Raw genomic sequence first — 18,086 nt, forward strand, 5'->3', positions numbered from 1 at the left:
GTCCACCTCGCGCTGAACCTGTCAGTGCGACCAGCCCCGCACCACCTCAAGCAGTCGCTCGACATGCGCGATGGGTGTGAACTGCCCGATGCCGTGGCCCAGGTTGAACACATGCGGACGGTCTGCGAACACGTCGAGTACGCGGCGCGCACCGTCTTCCAGTGCATCCCCGCCAGCGAGCAGCAGCAGCGGATCGAGATTTCCCTGTACTGGCAGGCCAGCCGGCAAGGTCTTGGCTGCCCAGACGGGATCGATGGTCTCGTCAACGCCGACGGCATCCACACCGGTGCCTTCCGCATAGGCGGCGAGCTTCTCGCCCGCACCCTTGGGGAAGCCGATGATGGGCACATCCGGGTGCAGCTTGTGCATTTCAGCAGTGATCCGGGCATTGGGCGCGATGACCCAACGGTCGAACTCGGCGGGGGCAAGGCTGCCGGCCCAGCTGTCGAACAGCTGCAAGCCTTCGGCGCCGGCCTTCACCTGACCGCTGAGGTATTCCACGGTCACATCGACGATCGCGTCGATGATAGCCTGAAACGCACCGGGATCCTTGTAGGCCAGCGCACGCGTATCGTGCTGGTCGCGGCTGCCTTCGCCGGCCACCATGTAGGTTGCGATGGTCCATGGGCTGCCTGCAAAACCCAGCATGGTCGCTTCTGGAGGCAGGGCCGCGCTGACCTGCGCCACGGTGTCGTAGATCGGCGAAAGGCGCTCAGGGACGCTCCTGAGCGTCTCCAGACCTACATCGAGCAGGCGGGGGGAGAGCGCTGGACCTTCACCGGCAAGGAACTGGAGATCCTGACCCATGGCATAGGGCACGATCAGGATGTCCGAAAACAGGATCGCGCCATCGAAACCGAACCGGCGTAGCGGCTGGAGGGTGATTTCCGCAGCGGCGGCGGAATCATAGACTAGCGCAAGAAAACCGCCCTTCTCGGCACGCAGCTCGCGGTATTCCGGGAGATAGCGGCCCGCTTGGCGCATGAGCCAGATTGGACGGCGGGGAAGATTGGCCCCCTTGAGGGTGGCGAGCAGCGGCTTAACGGCGGGATCAGACATCAGGCAATCGGTCCAATTCAAATCTATAGATTCTTTTGAATCAGATTGAGGTTGTTTGTTGGCCCTGTGGATATCGGGGACGACAGGGGTGTGCCCGAATTGTCCCGCCGTCTCCACAAGAAAGTGTGTCAGCGACTCTGAACAGTCTCGGGGGCAAGCGAAAGTTCTCCCCGTTGTCCCCGGCCTGTGGGTAACCTTATCCAGCTGTGGCCAAATGCCGGGCTCACACGCCGAAGGTGGGTGCATAATCGCAGTGCAAACTTGTCCGCAGTTTCCTCCCGTGGTTTATCCTAGCTCTATCCACAGCCCTTTCCCGGGGCGGACTCCAAGGGCAACGATGGCGCGCCTGCACTTGCATCTTCTGTCGGACTCGACCGGCGAAACGCTTGAAATGATCGCCAAGGCTGCCTTGGCGCAGTTCGATGATGCCGATGTGGTGCGCCACTTCTGGCCAATGGTCCGCTCGCAGCAACATCTCGACCGGATCATGGGCGAGATCACCGCCAATCCCGGCCTCGTGCTCTTCACCATGGTCAATGCCGAAACGCGCGAGCTTCTGCAAAGCCGTTGTGCCGCACTTGGTCTGCCCAGTGTACCGGCGCTCGATGCCGTGACGCTCGCGCTCGAAGCGCAGCTCGGGCAGGCCGCGAAAGGCCGTCCTGGCCGCCAGCATGCCATGGACGATGCCTACTTTCGCCGGGTCGAGGCGATCCAGTTCACGATTGCCCATGATGATGGCATCGCCTGGGAAGATTGGGAGGCTGCGGATATCCTGCTCGCCGGTGTCTCGCGGTCGTCCAAGACACCGACGGCGATCTATCTCGCCAATCGCGGTTACCGGGTGGCCAACATTCCCATTGTTGTCGAAAGTCCCCCGCCGCCAGCCTTGTTCAGTTTGCGCCGACCGCTCGTCGTCGGCCTCACCACCAGCACCGAGCGGCTGATTCAGGTCCGGCGCAACCGGCTGCTCTCGCTCAATCAGGCACCGGAAACGGCTTATGTCGATAGCGACCATGTCGCGCGCGAGGTGCAGTATGCCCGCCGCATGTTCGCGGATAACGGCTGGCCGGTGATTGACGTATCCCGGCGATCCATCGAGGAAACCGCCGCCGCCATCATCAATCTCTACAACGAGCGGCGGCCTGATGGCAGTGCGGGCACCGGTGGCCATGCCTTCTGATGGCGAGTGAATCGATGAGGGTGAGAAGATGTTGATCCTGGCGTCGCAAAGCGGAAGCCGCAAAGCCATGCTGACCGCGGCAGGCGTGCCGTTCGAAGCGCGCGGTTCGGATGTCGACGAAGCCGAGATCAAGCGCGAGCTGATCGGGGTGCCCGGCAGCGAGAAAGCGATGATTCTCGCCGAAGCGAAGGCGCTCTCAGTCTCAGTAGGCACTCCGGGGCGGTTGGTGCTGGGCGGGGATTCGCTTGTCGAGGTCTGCGGGCGCGGCTTCGACAAGCCAGCCAGCCGCGAAGATGCTGCGAGACACCTCGCATTCTTCTCCGGGCAGACGATGCACCTCCATTCGGCAGCCATCCTCGTGCGCGATGGCCTGCCTGTCTGGCGCCATTGCGAAACCGCGAAACTGCGGGTGCGGTCGCTTTCAAGCGAGTTCATCGAGGGCTATCTGGCGCAGGAGTGGCCTGCCGTAGGGGCCTGCGTCGGCGTGTTCCGGATCGAGGCGCTTGGCGCCCAGCTGTTCGATCATATCGAGGGCAGCCATTTCACGGTGCTTGGCATGCCGCTCCTTGCCTTGCTCGGTGCGCTGCGCGCGCAAGGTGAGCTTCCTGCATGAGCCGTCCCTATGCCGAAGTGATCGGTGATCCCATCATCCAGTCGAAGTCACCGAAGATCCATGGTTTCTGGCTGCAAGACCTGGGAATCGATGCTGACTACCGCGCAACCCATGTTCGCAGTGATGAGCTGGCGGATTTTCTGGCTGCACGGCGGACCGACGCGCTCTGGCGCGGCTGCAACGTGACGATGCCGCACAAACAGGCAGTGATGCCATTTCTCGACCGTCTCGACCCGCTTGCTGCGGCAGTGGGGGCGGTCAACACGATCATTCCCGAGGACGGCAAGCTCGTCGGCTACAACACCGACGTGCCCGGCTTCCTTGAGCCTCTGCAGTCCGAACTGGGCCAGACACACTATTTCCGCATGGCCCGCGTGATCGGAACCGGCGGTGCTGCGCGCGCAATCATCAAGGGGCTGGCGGACGAGAAGCTGGTCATCGTTCTTGCCGGCCGCAATCCCGACAAGGCCCGTGCTTTGCTCGACGAGCTCGATCCTGCGGGAGAGCACCACGCCATCGATCTTGCGCACTTTGCCGATGCGACAGACTTCGCCTTCGATGATCGCGAGGGCTGCCTTGATCTTGTCGTCAACGCGTCATCGCTCGGGATGACCGGCCAGCCGCCGCTCGTGTTCGACATGAGCCATGCCCCGCCGGGCTCGATCTTCTACGACATCGTGACCAGCCCGCTCGAAACACCGTTCCTCAAGGCAGCCGCCGCCGCAGGGTTCCGCACCATCGACGGCCTCTCGATGCTCATCGGCCAGGCGGACCACGCCTTCCGGCGCTTTTTCGGGGCCAAACCGTCGCGAGCGAGGGATGCTGAATTGCGGGAGGTTTTGGCTGCATGAGTCGTCCCTTCATCCTCGGCCTCACCGGATCGATCGGCATGGGCAAGTCGGCTGTCGCCATGATGCTGCGCGAACTGGGTGTGCCGGTGTTCGATGCCGACGCAACGGTCCATCGGCTTCAGGGCCCCGGCGGCACACTCCTTCCCGCCATCGAGGCAGCCTTTCCCGGCACTACCGGCCCCCACGGCGTGGATCGTCCGGACCTCGGTGCGCAAGTCTTCGGCAATCCTGAGGCACTCGCACGGCTGGAAGCCATCGTCCATCCCGCCGTGGCGGATGAGCGCGCAACTTTCATGCTGGAGCACGCAGGCGAGGCGATTGTCGTCTTCGATATCCCGCTGCTTTACGAGAAGGGTCATGGAGCCGGCCTCGATGCCGTCGCCGTCGTCTCTGCGCCCGCGGAAATGCAGCGTAACCGGGTGCTTGCACGGCCCGGCATGACACCCGAAAAGTTCGCTCAGATTCTCGCGCTGCAAGTACCGGATGCCGAGAAGCGGGCACGCGCCGATCATGTCATCGATACGGGCGTGACACTTGCGGAGACGCGTGAACAAGTAGCGACACTAGTCTCTGCCCTACGGCAAAAAAACCCGCGCTGAAGCCTTGCAACCCCCCTTGGTCGGGTCCAGACTACAGCAAATGCGTGAGATCGTTTTCGATACAGAGACGACCGGCCTCGACCCGCAGAGCGGCGATCGGCTGGTGGAGATTGGCTGCATCGAGATGGTGAACCGCGTGCCTACCGGTGCGGTTTTCCATGCCTATTTCAACCCAGAACGCTCGATGCCCGCTGAGGCGGAAGCCGTGCATGGTCTGTCCAGCGCCTTCCTGGCCGACAAGCCGCGCTTCGCAGAGAAAGCCGAGGAATTGCTCGCATTTCTTGGCGATGCGCCGCTGGTGGCGCACAATGCCGGGTTCGATTTCGGCTTCCTCAACGCCGAACTTGCAATGTGCAAGCTGCCGGCAGTGGACCGTGCCCGCATGGTCGATACGGTGGCGATTGCCCGGCGCAAGCACCCCGGCGCCAAGCTCAGCCTCGATGCGCTGTGCTCGCGTTACGGGATCGATCGCAGCCACCGCGTCCTTCACGGCGCACTGCTGGACGCCGAGCTTCTGGCGCAGCTCTACGTCGAGCTGATGGGCGGCCGCCAGATCGGTCTCGAATTGGCCGCAGAAGTCGAAGTCAGGACGGTAGCAGTTGCAGCCCCGATACACGCCGCATCCCCGCGTGTGCATCGCCCGGCGCGGCCTCACGCGGCGAGCGCGGAAGAGATCGCCCGGCACGCCGCATTCCTCGAAGGGATCAAGGGCGCCATCTGGCTGCAGTGAGTTTGCCCTTCCCGGTTCGGTCCGGGCGGGAATTTGAGCGAAGGAGAGTGGACTTATGGATATTCGCGTTTCGGGCCATCAGGTCGATACCGGCGCCGCCTTCGAAGCTCACGCGGAAGAACGTCTCTCCGCGATTGTGGACAAGTACTTCTCCCGTGCGCTGACTTCCCACGTCACGCTCGGCAAGGCGCCGCACGGCGGATTCCGCTGCGATATCGTCACCCATGTCGCGCAGGGTCTGATCCTCAAGGGCAGCGCGGTGGCGCAGGATGCCCACGTCGCGCTCGATCAGTCGGCGGAGAAGATCGACAAGCAGCTGCGCCGCTATAAGCGCCGGATCAATGCCCGGCAGGATCAGGCTGATCATGCCCGGCGTGAAGAAGAAGCCGCTTACACCGTCTTCATGGTCGAAGAGACCGATACGGAGGAACCGGCCGACGCACCGCTCGTCATTGCGGAAACGCGCGTCGACGTTCCCACTGCCAGCGTGTCTGATGCAGTGATGATGCTCGATCTGCGCAACACCAATGCGCTGCTGTTCAAGAACGCCGGCACCGGGGTGCACAACATGGTCTATCGCCGCGGCGATGGTTCGATCGGCTGGGTGGAACCGAGCAAGTAACCGGAACGCCGGAATACTGTGGCCGTCTGATGCCGAGCAGAGGGATCAGTGACATGGCGAACGCGATTCGGTGCTTGCACCGCGTCGCGTTCGGGCGCATGGGCCGCACCATATCAGGCGCGCAAGCGCATTTTCCGGCATCACTGTTCCCATGACCGCTCTTTTCTCGATCGATCTTCAGGCAGTGCGCGTTGTGCGTGCCGAAACCAAGACGCAGATCCTCGGCGCGCTCGCGGATTGCTTCGGCGAGGTCTACGGGCTTGACCGTTCGACCGTGCTTGAACGGATCGAGGAGCGTGAGACGCTCGGCAGCACCGGTTTCGGTCGTGGCGTCGCAATTCCTCATGCCCGGCTGGAAACGTTGGCACGCCCGGTGGCGGCCTTTTTCCGGTTGGAAAACCCTGTCGATTTCGCGTCATCAGACGGTATGCCCGTCGATTGCGTGTTCGGACTGCTCTCACCCGAGCAGGCGGGTGCAACGCATCTGCAGGCCCTTGCGGCGATTTCGCGCCTGATGCGCGATGAGCGGATGCACGAACGGCTGATTGCCGCGCCCGATGCCGATGCGATTTACGCCTTGCTCGTCAATGTCATCGACCGCGACGCTGCCTGATCTTCCGGCAGGATCTGCCGATGTTTCTGGATTGACGATCACCATGGCACGCTGGTGTGCCAATCCCTCGGTACTGGTAGTCGGGCAGTCCCGTCCCCACTTCAAAGTCGTCGAAGAAAGCTTCTCCCGGGTTCATGTCGAGAAGCGGTTCGAGCCGTTGCTCCCGGCCGTCGGAGCGCACGGCCAGGCCCCGGATTTCATGGCGGACGTACCAATCACATGAGCGCAAATCGCCTTCCGGCCGCCATGGAGGCGACAGCGCTGATTCGGTTGGCGGAGTCGAATGGTGGGTTCGGCATGGTGCTTCACCGCGGCGAACCGGACAGCGGCACGATCCTGATTGTTATTCTGGATAATCAAGGTTTTGGCCAAACCACGGCGCAAGCATACGAACGGTTGCCCCGAGCGGATGGAACGCGAGGATGGACCCTTTCCAAGGTTCAAGATACTGAAAACAAAGCGGAGTTCGAGTCTTATCTCGCGCGCCGTACAGCCCAGGACCGCGACGTATGGATAGTCGAGCTGACCATCGCTGATGGCGAACAGTTCATCCGGAATCTGGAGACAACGTAAGAACAAACCCGGACTTATGGGTTGACTTGCCGGTGCCAGCCCATATGGGGCGCCACTCTATCATGCGTAGGCAGCGACGGGACGGCAAGAACGCCTTCCGCGCCAGCACGCAGACGGGGGGCAGACGCCAAAGCCTTCGAACGGTTTCCAGTCTTGCAGGAATGACCTGTAGTGATTGAACCGATCGCGCTTTGTGCCGACGTTCACCGCCCAATGACGAAGTTGCATGAGCCGCCAGTTCCGCGTCGCCAGTGCTATGTGCATTGCCGCAAGTCTTGCTACCATCCTGCTGAGCACCGGTGGATCCGGCGCCAAAGCGCAGGATATTCAGATCCCGGTCGCTGAAGCACCCGGATCTTCGGCGATTACCGTTGAACCCCGCCAGAGCGTGTTCCGGCCAGTCGAACAGCCCCTTCCCCAGCCCGAGCGGACTGAGCCTGATAGCGTGGATGCCTTGCCATCTGCTGCATCGCTCGCCGATCTCGTTGAGCGCACTCCGCTTCCCGCTTCAATTTCGCGCGAGATGGAATGCCTTGCAGGCGCAGTCTACTTCGAGGCGCGTAGCGAAACCTTGGCCGGCCAGCTTGCCGTGGGCCGCGTGATCGTTACCCGCGCCGCGTCAGGCCACTTCCCCAGCTCCTACTGCGGGGTGGTCTACCAGCCCTCGCAATTCTCGTTCGTCCACGCGAACGCCATGCCGTGGGTCGATCACGATAACGCCAAGTGGCGTCAGGCCGTCAAGATCGCGGTCATTGCCGATACCGGCGCATGGAAAAGCCCGGTGGAAGGCGCGATGTTCTTCCACGCAGCGCATATCGCGCCGTCGTGGGGCAAGATCCGCATGGCGCGGGTCGACAATCACATCTTCTATCGCTGACAACGCATGACAGCGCTCAGCGCCATGCGCTTCAGGCCATGGTTCGGAGCGCTGTCTGCAGTGCCGAGAAGTGCGATTGCCCCTCCAGCAGGTGAAGCGCCTGAGCATTCGGCAATCGCTGCGCCAGTGATTTTGCCATTTCCGGCGGGGTCCAGTTGTCACAGCTTCCCTGCCAGATGGTGACAGGGTGCGTGACTTGAGCGAGTAATTCGGCCCAAGGCAGGACATAGGCCTCGATCTCCGCCTTGTAGCTAGCGCGACCAGCAATGAGGCACGACCGCAGGACTTCGCGATATGGCTGGGCGAAGTGCTTGTCTGCCTTCAGCGCACGGTCTTCGCCCTGCGCAGTGGCGAACAGCAAATGCGTGAGAAGCCCGGGCATCCAACGTGCACCGAGTGATTGGACCTTTACCAACGTCGCAAACAGACGTGGTTGCGTCATTGCGGCGCGAAAAATCGGGCCGCCAGCCATTGCCGCAAGATAATCGCCGGTCTCCAGCGGTCCAGCCGGTGAGACCAGATGCAAGGTCAGATCGGCGCGTGGGAGCCGGGCGGCGACTTGCAGCGCGACATGTGCGCCGGCTGAAAAGCCGACGAGGCGGACCGGCTCGCCATCCCCAAATGCGGTGACAAGCGAAGTCAGACGCAGGATGCGTGCCTCGGGGTCGAGAGGCAGTGCAGCCCGGTCAGGCGCCAACCATGATTGGACTGCTTCGCCGCCGAGCAGCACCAGTTCGGCCGGCGCGCCGGGATTGCCGTGGAAGTAAACGGTCTTCACGGCACCAGGCATGCGGACCTCAGTGGCGGAAGTGGCGCATGCCTGTGAAGACCATGGCGAGACCGGCCGCATCTGCTGCCGCAATGACCTCATCATCCCGGATAGAGCCACCCGGCTGGATAACAGCCGTCGCACCTGCTTCCACGGCGGCGAGGAGACCATCGGCGAACGGGAAGAAGGCATCCGATGCAACTGCGGACCCGACCGTGCGCGGCGCTGACCAGCCATAGGTCTCAGCAGCTTCTTGCGCCTTCACTGCGGCAATCCGCGCGCTGTCGCGGCGGTTCATCTGGCCCGCACCAATCCCGGCCGTGACGCCTTCGCGCGCATAGACGATGGCGTTGGACTTGACGTGCTTGGCAACGGTCCAGGCAAAGCGGCAATCGGCCAGTTCCTGCTCGGTTGGCTGACGCTTGGTGACCACTTGCAGCATGTCATCCGTCAGCGCGCCGTTGTCGCGGTCCTGGACGAGCACGCCACCCGCGATGGGCACGGTGATTAGCCCGCTGCGGTTTGCGGAGGGCATCTCATCAAGGACGAGCAAGCGAAGGTTCTTCTTGCGCGCGAAAGCGGTCAATGCGGCATCATCGGCACCGGGTGCCACGACGACCTCTGTGAAGATCTCGCAGATCGCTTCGGCAGTCGGACCATCGAGCGGTGTGTTGAGCGCAACGATCCCACCGAAAGCCGAAACCGAATCGCAGGCGAGTGCGGCCTTCCAGGCTTCAAGCGGCGTTGCTGCAACCGCCACGCCGCACGGATTGGCGTGCTTGACAATCACGACGGCCGGCTTGTCCGTACCGAACTCGGCGATCAGCTCCAGCGCCGCATTGGCGTCATTGTAATTGTTGTAGGACAGTTCCTTGCCCTGCAACTGGCGGGCCTGCGGCAGGCCCTTCACGGCACTGCCTTGTGCCGGCACATAGAGCGCCGCGCTCTGGTGCGGATTCTCGCCATAACGCAGTGTCGAAACCAGCTTGCTGGCCGAAAGAAGCGTGTGCGGGAAGTGCTGCTGTTGGTCGGTCACCGCGAACCACTGCGCGATCGCTGCGTCGTACGCGGCGGTTGCCGCGAACGCCTTGGCTGCCATGGCCTTGCGGAAATCGAGACTGGTCGCGCCGCCGGTCGCTTCGAGGGCTTCGATCAGCACCCCATAGTCGGCAGGATCGGTCACGATGGTCACATAGTGGTGATTCTTGGCCGCCGAGCGCACCATCGAAGGGCCCCCGATGTCGATGTTCTCGATCACCTCCTCACGGCCTGCACCCTTGGCGACGGTTGCGGCGAAGGGGTAGAGATTGACCACGACGAGGTCGATCGCGCCAATTTCATGCTCGGCCATGGAAGCAGCATGGGCTGGATCGTCGCGCACAGCGAGGAGACCGCCATGAACCTTGGGGTGCAGCGTCTTGACCCGGCCGTCCATCATTTCGGGGAAACCGGTCAGGTCCGAAATGTCGCGGACAGTCAGACCAGCGTCGCGCAGCGCTGCAGCGGTACCGCCGGTCGAAACCAGCTCGACGCCATGGGCAGCGAGGGCTCGGCCGAGGTCGGCAAGGCCAGTCTTGTCGGACACTGAAAGCAGCGCCCGCCTGATCGTCACGTCGGTCACAATGGAAAATCCTGTCTAGCGCATTTTCTTGAGCAGCCACGAGAAGGACTCGCCGCTGCGCGGAATCTTGGCCGAAACCACCAGCTGCCGTGTGGCAAGTGGCCGACCCATGCCGTCCGACCAGAGGCTCTCTTCCAGCGTGACCGGATCGCGTCCGGAGCGGAACTGCCACAGGCTCCCGTCGGGCAGGGCCAGCGTGACGCCAAGGCCGTCACGCCCTTGGGCGAGCTCGATATGAGGGCCGAGGTGGAAACGCAAGGCTACGCCGATCATCCCCCGCTTGCCGCGGCGGCCAGTTGGCACGAGGAGATCTTCGCCGCGCAATTCGCTGCCATCATCGCGGATTATCAGGATGCGGCGATGAGTGAGACCGTAGCGGCTGACATAGCCATTGTGGCTAGCTTCGATGCGGGTGGCGCCGGCGCCCTCGCCGCTCAGAATTCGGCGGTCGACTTCGACCTCCGACACGCCGGGGCCAAGCTTCCCGTTGATGAGGACCGCGGTGGAATTGAAGTCATCGATCGCAAGGGTGGAATGCGCTGCTGTGGCGCGCAGCCCCTGAGCGAGCCGCAGGGGAATAAGGCCACCGGCAAACGCGGCACCGCCGCAGTTGACGATCAACCGTTCACCGCCATGGCTGAGCTCGAACGCCAGCGTCGATGCGCAACCATCGCGTGCGTGGCGCGCGAGCGGTGGCGGCGCGGCATCAAACTGCAGCACGGATTTACCTGCGCTGACCCGTTGATACCCCCAGTGACGCGCATCGCGGAGCGGGCGGGTGCGTACGCCGCTCGCCTTGATCAGAGCGGCAATGCGGTCTGGAGATACCGCACCAGCGCCCTGCCATGAGCCAAGTCCGCCATCACCATGGAGCAAGGTCAGCAGCGGCGGAACCAACAGTTCGAGAATCGCATCGAGCTGGGGTGGCGGGGTGCTGCGCACAGCGGCGTAGCAGGCGCGGAGCTCGATCAGCAACTCGATCGCCTCGATCTGGCCGAGCGGGCTGCGGGAGAGCACGCCGCCATCATCGCTGACCAGACTGCCGAGCGCGCGAATCAGTCCGCTTTCGCCATAGAGACGGCGTGCGCGCCCTTCGGCGAGAAGTACGCCGGCGGCGGTGATCGCGGTCCAGCCTGCGACTTCGGCAAGAGTATCTTCGGCGCGGTTCACGTGGCGATCGAGCCAACGCGCCGTTTCTTCGAAAGTCGTCAACACCCTCGCGCGCAGCTTGCGATCCTGGCTCGACAGCAGCAGCGGCGCATGGACCAGCCAAGACAACAAACGGTGCCCGGCATTGCCCACGGCCCACGCCGGACCGGCGCCTGGCCGAGGATTGGCAGCGAGCCATGCGGCAAAGATGCGTTCCGCCACCGGAGCGCACTGCGGCCGTGCTGCACAACTGGCGAGATCGCCAAGCCAGCCGAAGCCATGGACCAGCCGCTCGAATGGAGGAGAGAGGCGCGGACCGCTGAATTCGGTGTCGGCGATAGGCAGCTTGACGCCATGAAGCAGGAAGTGCCCCGCCCGGAGCGCTGTGCCCGATGCAGGATCGCCATGCAGTGCGCTGGCAACAGTGGCAGTCAGCCGCGGGCGCGCGCGCTTGCGAAAGGGGTTGAGTGCTGAAGGCGGCAACCCGATCCCGTAGGCAAGGCGAATCAGCCGTTCGCCAGCACTGACCTGCGGAGGCGAAAAATCGGCGATCGCCAGGGCTCTACCGGGCTCGATCGGTGCGATGTCAGCATCGGCCGGGACGGCTTCAGCAGGAGACGCTGTGGCAATTGGCCTGCTCTTGGTCGGCGCGATCACGAGCGGTTCAGGCTCGGGGCCAAGCGGCAATGCTGGCCGCGCTACGGCGTCTTCGAGTACGGGTTCGACTACAGGACCTGCCGCCGGCCCGAGCGTTTTGCCCTCATGCGGGGCTTCGCGGGTTCCGGGGAAAAGGCGCGCCATGATATCAGTCAGTGCCCTTCAGCGCGGCAATATTGGCCGCATAGCACGAGGGGCCTCCCTTGAACGTGGCCGTGCCTGCGACCAGCACATCCGCGCCGGCATCGCTGCATTGCCGGGCGGTCACGACATCTATGCCGCCATCCACTTCGAGGTGAATCGGGTTGCCTGTCTTGTCGATCATCTTCCGCACGGCTTCGATCTTGCGGAGCTGGCTGGTGATGAAGCTCTGCCCGCCAAAGCCGGGGTTGACGCTCATCACGAGGACAAGATCGATCTCGTCGATCAGGTAATCCAGCGTCTTGGCCGGAGTACCCGGATTGAGTGCAACGCCAGCCTTCTTGCCCAGTGTGCGAATGGCCTGGACAGTGCGGTGGATATGCGGGCCGGCCTCAGGGTGAACAGTGATGATATCTGCACCGGCTGCGGCAAAGGCCTCAAGATAAGGATCGATCGGCGCGATCATCAGGTGCACGTCGAACGGCTTGGCGCTGTGGGGGCGCAGCGCCTTGACCACGCCGGGGCCGATCGTGATGTTTGGCACGAAGTGGCCGTCCATCACATCGACGTGGATCCAGTCTGCGCCGGCGGCGTCAATCGCCCGCACTTCGTCACCCAGCCGGGCAAAATCGGCGGAGAGAATCGAGGGGGAAATCAGCGGCGCAGCCATCACGAAAAACTCGCAAACAAGGATTGGCGGCAAGCGGCGCCTATGCGCCCGGCGACCATATCAAAAAGCGATTACCGGTCGCGAATCGGCGTAACAAGCGTGGATACCTCCCTTTTCCACACGCATTATCCCTATTCGCGGCCGATTCGGCGCAAACACCGCTGGTGCGGACCGAGTCCTATTGCGCTACGTGGTGAACATCGCAGCAAGGTTACCCTTGCCGAAAGGGGCAAAGCCTGCCTATTCCCCGGCCCTGACCGTGAGACCCCCTTCAGGGGTCAGCGAATTCGGGAAGAATATCATGATACTGCCGAAGTGGCGCACCGCCCTGGCACTGCTGCTGGGACTGATGATCGCGCCGCAGGGAACGCTGGTGCTGATGGCCCACGCCGCGCCCTCTTGCATCGGTCCCGCGAGCGAAACCTGGATTAACATCACGGTTGATCGAGTGCGCAACAGCAAGGGCCTCATCACGGCGACGCTCTATCCGAACGACTCCAAGCGGTTCCTCGTCAAGAACGGCTCGCTCTATGTGGCAAGCACGCCGGCCACGGCGGGGCAGACCAGGTTCTGCCTGTTTGTGCCGCATCCAGGGACCTATGCGATCGCGATCTACCACGACGAGGATTCGTCCGGCACGATCAATCGCGGCGGACTGTTCGGCATTCCAAGCGAGGCTGTCGGTTTTTCCAACAATCCGACGATCTTCCTCGGTCCGCCGTCGCTCCGTTCCACTCTTGTGAAGGTGGAGCACCCGAACCAGTCGATAACGATCAACGTGAAGAAGTTCTGATTCGATCAATCAGGTTGGTGCGAATGCTGCCGTGAGGTGGCGGGGCGCAAGTTCTTCCGCGAGTGCGTGGGCACGCGGATCGTCGACGTCCATCCACCAGGCGCCGCCGACCTCGTAGGTCGCGGCGCGGCCGCGATCTGCCAGCCATTGCATGCCATCGGAAAGACTGCCGGACTTGCCCGCAGCAATCGCGGTCGCAATGGCTTCCGCGAGGCGCGGGGTTGCAAGGAAGGCGCCTGTATCGACCGCGTCCCAAACGGGAATCGTCTTGCCGATAGCGCTGATGAAGCCGTCCGCGTTCGTCTTGACCCAGGTCGCATCGTCCGGATCGACCAGCGGGCTTGTGGTGTCGAGATCTATGGCGAGCGTGACATCGCGCGTCTCACTCCCGACCTTCAGCAAGGCGGCGAGAATGTCGCTGTCGAACATGTGATCGGCCATCATCAGCAGGTAATCGCCGGCGCAGCGTGAAGCTCCGGCCATGACGGAGTAACCGTTCGGCTTGCTCCAGTCGGCTACGCGGACGGGCTCTATGGCCACGTTCACGCGCTGGGAAAGATCAGCAAGGAATGCCTCGACCGCATCGGCCCGGTGCCCGGTGACCACCACCACCCGTGTCACGCCAGCTGCCGCCGCCTGACGGATTCCGATCTCGATCAGCGGCACCCCGCAGACCGGGGTGAGCGGCTTTGATGGCGATAGCGACGCCAACCGGCTGCCATAGCCGGCAGCAATGATCACGGCATCCATAGGGTATTCCTATCTCCTGGGCCGGGTCCTGTAACACAGACGGCGCCGATCCCGCTAAGGACCGGCGCCGCCAGTGTTGTTTGCGTCGAACGCTTATTCGGCAGCCAGCGCGGTTTCCGAGATGTATTCGTCGACCAGCTGGGCGGCGACATCGTCGTTGAACTGCTGCGGCGGGTGCTTGCAGAAGTAGGCCGACGGACCGATCAGCGCCCCGCCTTCGCCGCGCTCCAGCGCGACCTTGCAGCAGCGGATCGCGTCCATGACGCAAGCGGCGGAGTTCGGGCTGTCTTCGACCGAGAGGCGCAGCTCAAGGTTCATCGGAACGTTGCCCCACTGCGTACCTTCAAGGCGCAGGAAGCACAGCTTGTTGTCCTTCTGCCAAGGCACGTAATCGGACGGACCGACGTGGATGTTCTCATCCGCGAGGCGCTGGGCCAGCATGGCCTGAACCGCTTCAGTCTTCGATTCCTTCTTGGAGCCGAGGCGCTGGCGATCGAGCATGTTCATGAAGTCGGTGTTGCCACCGGTGTTGAGCTGGTAGGTCTTCTCGACCGTCACGCCGCGCGCGCCGAACAGGCTCGACAGGACGCGGTGGACGATCGTCGCGCCAACCTGCGCCTTGATGTCGTCACCCACGATCGGGATGCGCTTGGCGCGGAACTTGGCTTCCCACTCGGGGCGGCTGGCGATGAACACCGGCATGCAGTTGACGACGCCAACGCCCGCCTCGAGCGCGCATTCCATGTAGAACTCGGTCGCCGTTTCCGAACCGACGGGGAGGAAGTTCAGCAGGACTTCCGCACCGGTTTCGCGCAGCGCAGCAACGATCGATTCGTGCGTCGCTTCAGGCGCGTCAGCCAGAATGAAGCCGCGCTCGCCCATGCCGGTCATGTGATCGGCCACACCATCGAGGATCTTGCCCATCATCACCTTGGCGCCGGTGGCGGGGACTTCGGGCTGGAACACTGCGGTGCAGTTGGGAGCAGCGAAGATTGCCTCGGCAATGTCCTTGCCGACCTTGCGCGCATCGACGTCAACACCCATCACGAACTCGACATCGCCGGCGCCGTAGCCGCCAATCCGCTCATGGATCAGGCCCGCCGCCGAGTTGGTGTTGCGGTAGAACTCTACGCCCTGCACCAGCGAGCTTGCGCAGTTACCTACGCCGATCACTGCGACCTTGATTGGCTTCATTTTAACCAGATCCCCTTGGGCAAACACAATGCCGTTGTAACTAAACTGCCTCACTCCACACAAAAGCAACAGATTGCAAGGAGATTTCCGCTGCGTCACGCAAGCGGGAACAACGCGTTGCCAGGCGGGTCGCTACCCGGCCCTGCTGCACTTGCGAAATTTGTGTGAACTGTAACTGCGGAGATGGGACGGAAGTCAGTGTTTTTCCCGAATACATGCCGAAATTCGGACCGTGGAAAGCTATGGTATGACGTGCTGCGTTGCAACATAAATGAGCTCTGCAAACCCGCTTTGGCTCGGTATTGCCCCTATTGGCACAGCATCGGAAAGGCTGTGCACTGGTCACGAATCAACGGGATTGGGCCTCGCTGAGACGGCCCAGCAGCAAAGCGCCGGCAATCAGCGCCATGCCCAGTGCGTCGAGTGCCCCCATTGTCTCTCCAAAGGCCAGCCATCCGATCAAGATCGAAACAGCGGGTTGCGTCAGTAGCACGACGCCGATGATCAGGGCGGAGAAATGGCGCAGTGCGAAGACGATGAGCCCCTGGCCTACGACCTGGCTGCAGAAGGCCAGCGCCACCAGCGGCCACCACACATGCGGCCAGATGGGTTCACGCAGCCAGATCGCAATAGCCAGCATTACGGGTGCGCTGGCGATGGTGGACGCGCACAGCAGTTCCCAACTTTCGAACCGTCCGCGCGCCCCTTGCAGGAGCAGGATATAGAAAAAGTAGAACACGCCGGCGAGAATGCAGAACAGATCGCCCATCAAGGTGGCGTGATCGATCTCCAGCGAGCGACCCAGCAGAATGGCCGCGCCGCCGACAGCGAACACGATTGCCGAAATTTCCACCGGCCGGGGCAGGCGCCGCGCTGCAATCAGGCCCCATGCCATCAGGATGAGGCTGCCGGAGTTCCCGAACAGAGAGGCATTGCCGAGGCGCGTATAGGCAATTCCGATATGCCAGCTCGCCAGATCGAGGGCAAAGAACACGCCCGCCGTGGCAACAACAAGCCAGGCCCTGAGCGGGATCGCCGGTCTGCCGGGTATGTGCTGGCGCCACGCGAGCAAAGCGAGCAGGGGAAGCGGCAGGAACAGGCGCCAGAACCCGGCTGAAACCGGGCCGGAATCGGCCAGGCGCACGAACCACGGCCCCAACGCGAGTGCAAAGTTTCCGCCAAGCAGCGCTACGAAATGCCAAGGGTTCGGCCGCGTTTGCTCGCGCCGGTTATCGATACTCGTCATGGTCCGCTCGTCAACTCGCGCTTGTCATGCGGACACCGGCATCCTAGCTGGGTTTTAAATGGAAACCCTGTCGGGCGCGACGGGGTCAGGCTATCAGGTTAGGGGGCTGACGCCGATCAGGCGATGCCCCACTTTCATCCGTGGCCATAGAGCGCCCGCTCAGGTTTCCCAAGCCCATCTTCTTTCGAGCCGTTGCTCATGGCGCGGTCAAACGACTGTTTCAGCATTTCCAATCCGAGAAGGACCCCTGTTGATGCACGAATCGCTTTTCCGGCCGATCCAGCTTGGCGCGATTTCCGCGCCGAACCGCATCCTGATGGCACCGCTGACCCGGGGCCGCGCCGGACCCGATGCCGTTCCGACTGAGATCATGCAGACCTACTATCGCCAGCGCGCCAGCGCCGGCCTTATCATTAGCGAAGCGACCGGCATCAGCCGTGAAGGCTCGGGCTGGCCGAGTGCGCCCGGCATCTGGTCCGATGCGCAGGTTGAGGCCTGGAAGCCGGTTACCGAGGCGGTTCACGAAGCCGGCGGGCGCATCATCATGCAGCTCTGGCACATGGGCCGGATCGTGCACCCCTATTTCCTCGACGGCGAACTGCCTGTCTCAGCCTCTGCCACGATGGCGCCCGGCCATGCCCATACGCCCGAAGGCAGAATGGACAACGTCGTGGCTCGGCCGCTTCGGCTCGATGAGATGCCGCGCATCGTCGATGACTATGGTCATGCGGCCGAGAACGCGAAGCGGGCCGGGTTCGATGGCGTGCAGCTCCATGGTGCGAACGGCTATCTGATCGATCAGTTCCTGCGTAACTCCTCCAACCTCCGCGATGACGACTACGGCGGCAGCCCGGAAAACCGGGTGCGGCTCATGCGTGAGGTCATGGAGCGTCTTGTCGCGATCTGGGGCGCCGACCGCGTTTCCATCCGCCTGTCCCCCAACGGCGAAAGCCAGGGTGTCGATGACAGCGATCCGGCCACGCTTTACGCCGAGGCTGCCCGGGTGCTCGAAGCACTCAAGGTCTCGTTCATCGAGCTGCGCCAGCCGGGGCCGGACGGCACCTTCGGGGCGACGACCGTGCCGCCGCAGGATCACGTGTTCCGCGCGCACTATTCGGGGCCGTTGGTGCTGAACAGCGACTACACGTCCGAAGCAGCGGATGCCGATGTGGCGTCAGGCCGTGCGGATGCAATCAGCTTTGGCCGGCCGTACATTTCGAACCCGGATCTGGTGGAGCGCATTCGTCTCGGAGCAGAGTTCGCGCCGAATGTGGGCGTGCCGCAGACGTGGTATTTCCCCGGCGAGGCGGGATACATCGACTATCCGACGCTTGCGGAGGCGCAGGCCAGCGCCACTGCCTGAAGGTCTTGGCCGGACG

General features: G+C 63.0%; 19 protein-coding genes. 11 read left to right on the forward strand and 8 right to left on the reverse strand.

Annotation, left to right across the window (positions count from 1 at the left end; translation table 11 throughout):
* Positions 1-21: 21 nt before the first annotated feature.
* On the reverse strand, positions 22-1,059 hold the full coding sequence (hemE, locus tag NSE01_RS10015) for a uroporphyrinogen decarboxylase (RefSeq protein WP_147159455.1): 1,038 nt from the start codon (positions 1,057-1,059) through the stop codon (positions 22-24).
* Positions 1,060-1,396: 337 nt separating this feature from the next.
* Here hemE and NSE01_RS10020 point away from each other — a divergent pair, with 337 nt between their 5' ends.
* The 9 genes from NSE01_RS10020 to NSE01_RS10060 all read left to right on the forward strand — a co-directional run bounded on the left by NSE01_RS10020 (position 1,397) and on the right by NSE01_RS10060 (position 7,717).
* Positions 1,397-2,239: a pyruvate, water dikinase regulatory protein gene (locus tag NSE01_RS10020; RefSeq protein ID WP_147159456.1), complete on the forward strand. Its 843-nt coding sequence runs from the start codon at positions 1,397-1,399 to the stop codon at positions 2,237-2,239.
* 28 nt (positions 2,240-2,267) lie between these two features.
* Entirely contained in the window at positions 2,268-2,852 is a 585-nt protein-coding gene (locus tag NSE01_RS10025) for a Maf family protein (RefSeq protein ID WP_147159457.1), read from the forward strand.
* Positions 2,849-3,703: a shikimate dehydrogenase gene (gene aroE / locus NSE01_RS10030; RefSeq protein WP_147159458.1), complete on the forward strand. Its 855-nt coding sequence runs from the start codon at positions 2,849-2,851 to the stop codon at positions 3,701-3,703. Before NSE01_RS10025 ends, aroE begins: the two co-directional genes overlap by 4 nt.
* The gene (gene coaE, locus NSE01_RS10035) at positions 3,700-4,302 is read left to right on the forward strand and encodes a dephospho-CoA kinase (RefSeq protein WP_147159459.1); all 603 of its coding nucleotides are present in this window, start codon (positions 3,700-3,702) and stop codon (positions 4,300-4,302) included. Before aroE ends, coaE begins: the two co-directional genes overlap by 4 nt.
* 40 nt (positions 4,303-4,342) lie before the next feature.
* Positions 4,343-5,032, forward strand: a complete 690-nt coding sequence (gene dnaQ, locus NSE01_RS10040) for a DNA polymerase III subunit epsilon (RefSeq protein ID WP_147159460.1) — start codon at positions 4,343-4,345, stop codon at positions 5,030-5,032.
* A 55-nt stretch (positions 5,033-5,087) separates the two neighbouring features.
* Positions 5,088-5,654, forward strand: a complete 567-nt coding sequence (gene hpf, locus NSE01_RS10045; RefSeq protein WP_147159461.1) for a ribosome hibernation-promoting factor, HPF/YfiA family — start codon at positions 5,088-5,090, stop codon at positions 5,652-5,654.
* Between the two features lie 151 nt (positions 5,655-5,805).
* Positions 5,806-6,267: a PTS sugar transporter subunit IIA gene (locus NSE01_RS10050; RefSeq protein WP_147159462.1), complete on the forward strand. Its 462-nt coding sequence runs from the start codon at positions 5,806-5,808 to the stop codon at positions 6,265-6,267.
* 219 nt (positions 6,268-6,486) lie between these two features.
* Entirely contained in the window at positions 6,487-6,840 is a 354-nt protein-coding gene (locus NSE01_RS10055; RefSeq protein WP_147159463.1) for a DUF1491 family protein, read from the forward strand.
* 226 nt (positions 6,841-7,066) lie between these two features.
* Positions 7,067-7,717: a cell wall hydrolase gene (locus NSE01_RS10060; RefSeq protein WP_147159464.1), complete on the forward strand. Its 651-nt coding sequence runs from the start codon at positions 7,067-7,069 to the stop codon at positions 7,715-7,717.
* A gap of 31 nt (positions 7,718-7,748) precedes the next feature.
* On the opposite strand, the gene NSE01_RS10065 is transcribed toward NSE01_RS10060, so the two are convergent.
* The 4 genes from NSE01_RS10065 to rpe are packed head-to-tail and all read right to left on the reverse strand — an operon-like array spanning position 7,749 to position 12,724.
* Entirely contained in the window at positions 7,749-8,495 is a 747-nt protein-coding gene (locus NSE01_RS10065) for an alpha/beta fold hydrolase (RefSeq protein ID WP_147159465.1), read from the reverse strand.
* 19 nt (positions 8,496-8,514) lie between these two features.
* Positions 8,515-10,107: a bifunctional phosphoribosylaminoimidazolecarboxamide formyltransferase/IMP cyclohydrolase gene (gene purH, locus NSE01_RS10070; protein ID WP_147159466.1), complete on the reverse strand. Its 1,593-nt coding sequence runs from the start codon at positions 10,105-10,107 to the stop codon at positions 8,515-8,517.
* Between the two features lie 15 nt (positions 10,108-10,122).
* A complete protein-coding gene (locus NSE01_RS10075; RefSeq protein ID WP_147159467.1) occupies positions 10,123-12,057 on the reverse strand; it encodes a heparinase II/III family protein in 1,935 nt (644 codons plus the stop codon).
* Between the two features lie 4 nt (positions 12,058-12,061).
* A complete protein-coding gene (gene rpe / locus NSE01_RS10080) occupies positions 12,062-12,724 on the reverse strand; it encodes a ribulose-phosphate 3-epimerase (RefSeq protein ID WP_147159468.1) in 663 nt (220 codons plus the stop codon).
* 301 nt (positions 12,725-13,025) lie between these two features.
* Here rpe and NSE01_RS10085 point away from each other — a divergent pair, with 301 nt between their 5' ends.
* Positions 13,026-13,517, forward strand: coding sequence for a DUF2141 domain-containing protein (locus NSE01_RS10085; protein ID WP_147159469.1), 492 nt, complete (start codon positions 13,026-13,028; stop codon positions 13,515-13,517).
* A gap of 9 nt (positions 13,518-13,526) precedes the next feature.
* Here NSE01_RS10085 and NSE01_RS10090 read toward each other — a convergent pair whose 3' ends face one another.
* The 3 genes from NSE01_RS10090 to NSE01_RS10100 form a co-directional block, all read right to left on the reverse strand.
* Entirely contained in the window at positions 13,527-14,267 is a 741-nt protein-coding gene (locus NSE01_RS10090; protein ID WP_147159470.1) for an NTP transferase domain-containing protein, read from the reverse strand.
* A gap of 93 nt (positions 14,268-14,360) precedes the next feature.
* Positions 14,361-15,461: an inositol-3-phosphate synthase gene (locus NSE01_RS10095; protein ID WP_147159471.1), complete on the reverse strand. Its 1,101-nt coding sequence runs from the start codon at positions 15,459-15,461 to the stop codon at positions 14,361-14,363.
* Between the two features lie 349 nt (positions 15,462-15,810).
* Positions 15,811-16,707 (reverse strand): DMT family transporter, encoded by an 897-nt coding sequence (locus NSE01_RS10100; RefSeq protein ID WP_147159472.1) that lies wholly within the window; start codon positions 16,705-16,707, stop codon positions 15,811-15,813.
* Positions 16,708-16,960: 253 nt separating this feature from the next.
* On the opposite strand from NSE01_RS10100, the gene NSE01_RS10105 reads away from it, so the two are divergent.
* Complete coding sequence (locus tag NSE01_RS10105; protein ID WP_147159473.1) at positions 16,961-18,070, forward strand: alkene reductase; 1,110 nt, start codon at positions 16,961-16,963, stop codon at positions 18,068-18,070.
* Positions 18,071-18,086 lie beyond the last annotated feature (16 nt).

It is taken from the genome of Novosphingobium sediminis, assembly GCF_007991615.1.
Taxonomy (GTDB): domain Bacteria; phylum Pseudomonadota; class Alphaproteobacteria; order Sphingomonadales; family Sphingomonadaceae; genus Novosphingobium; species Novosphingobium sediminis.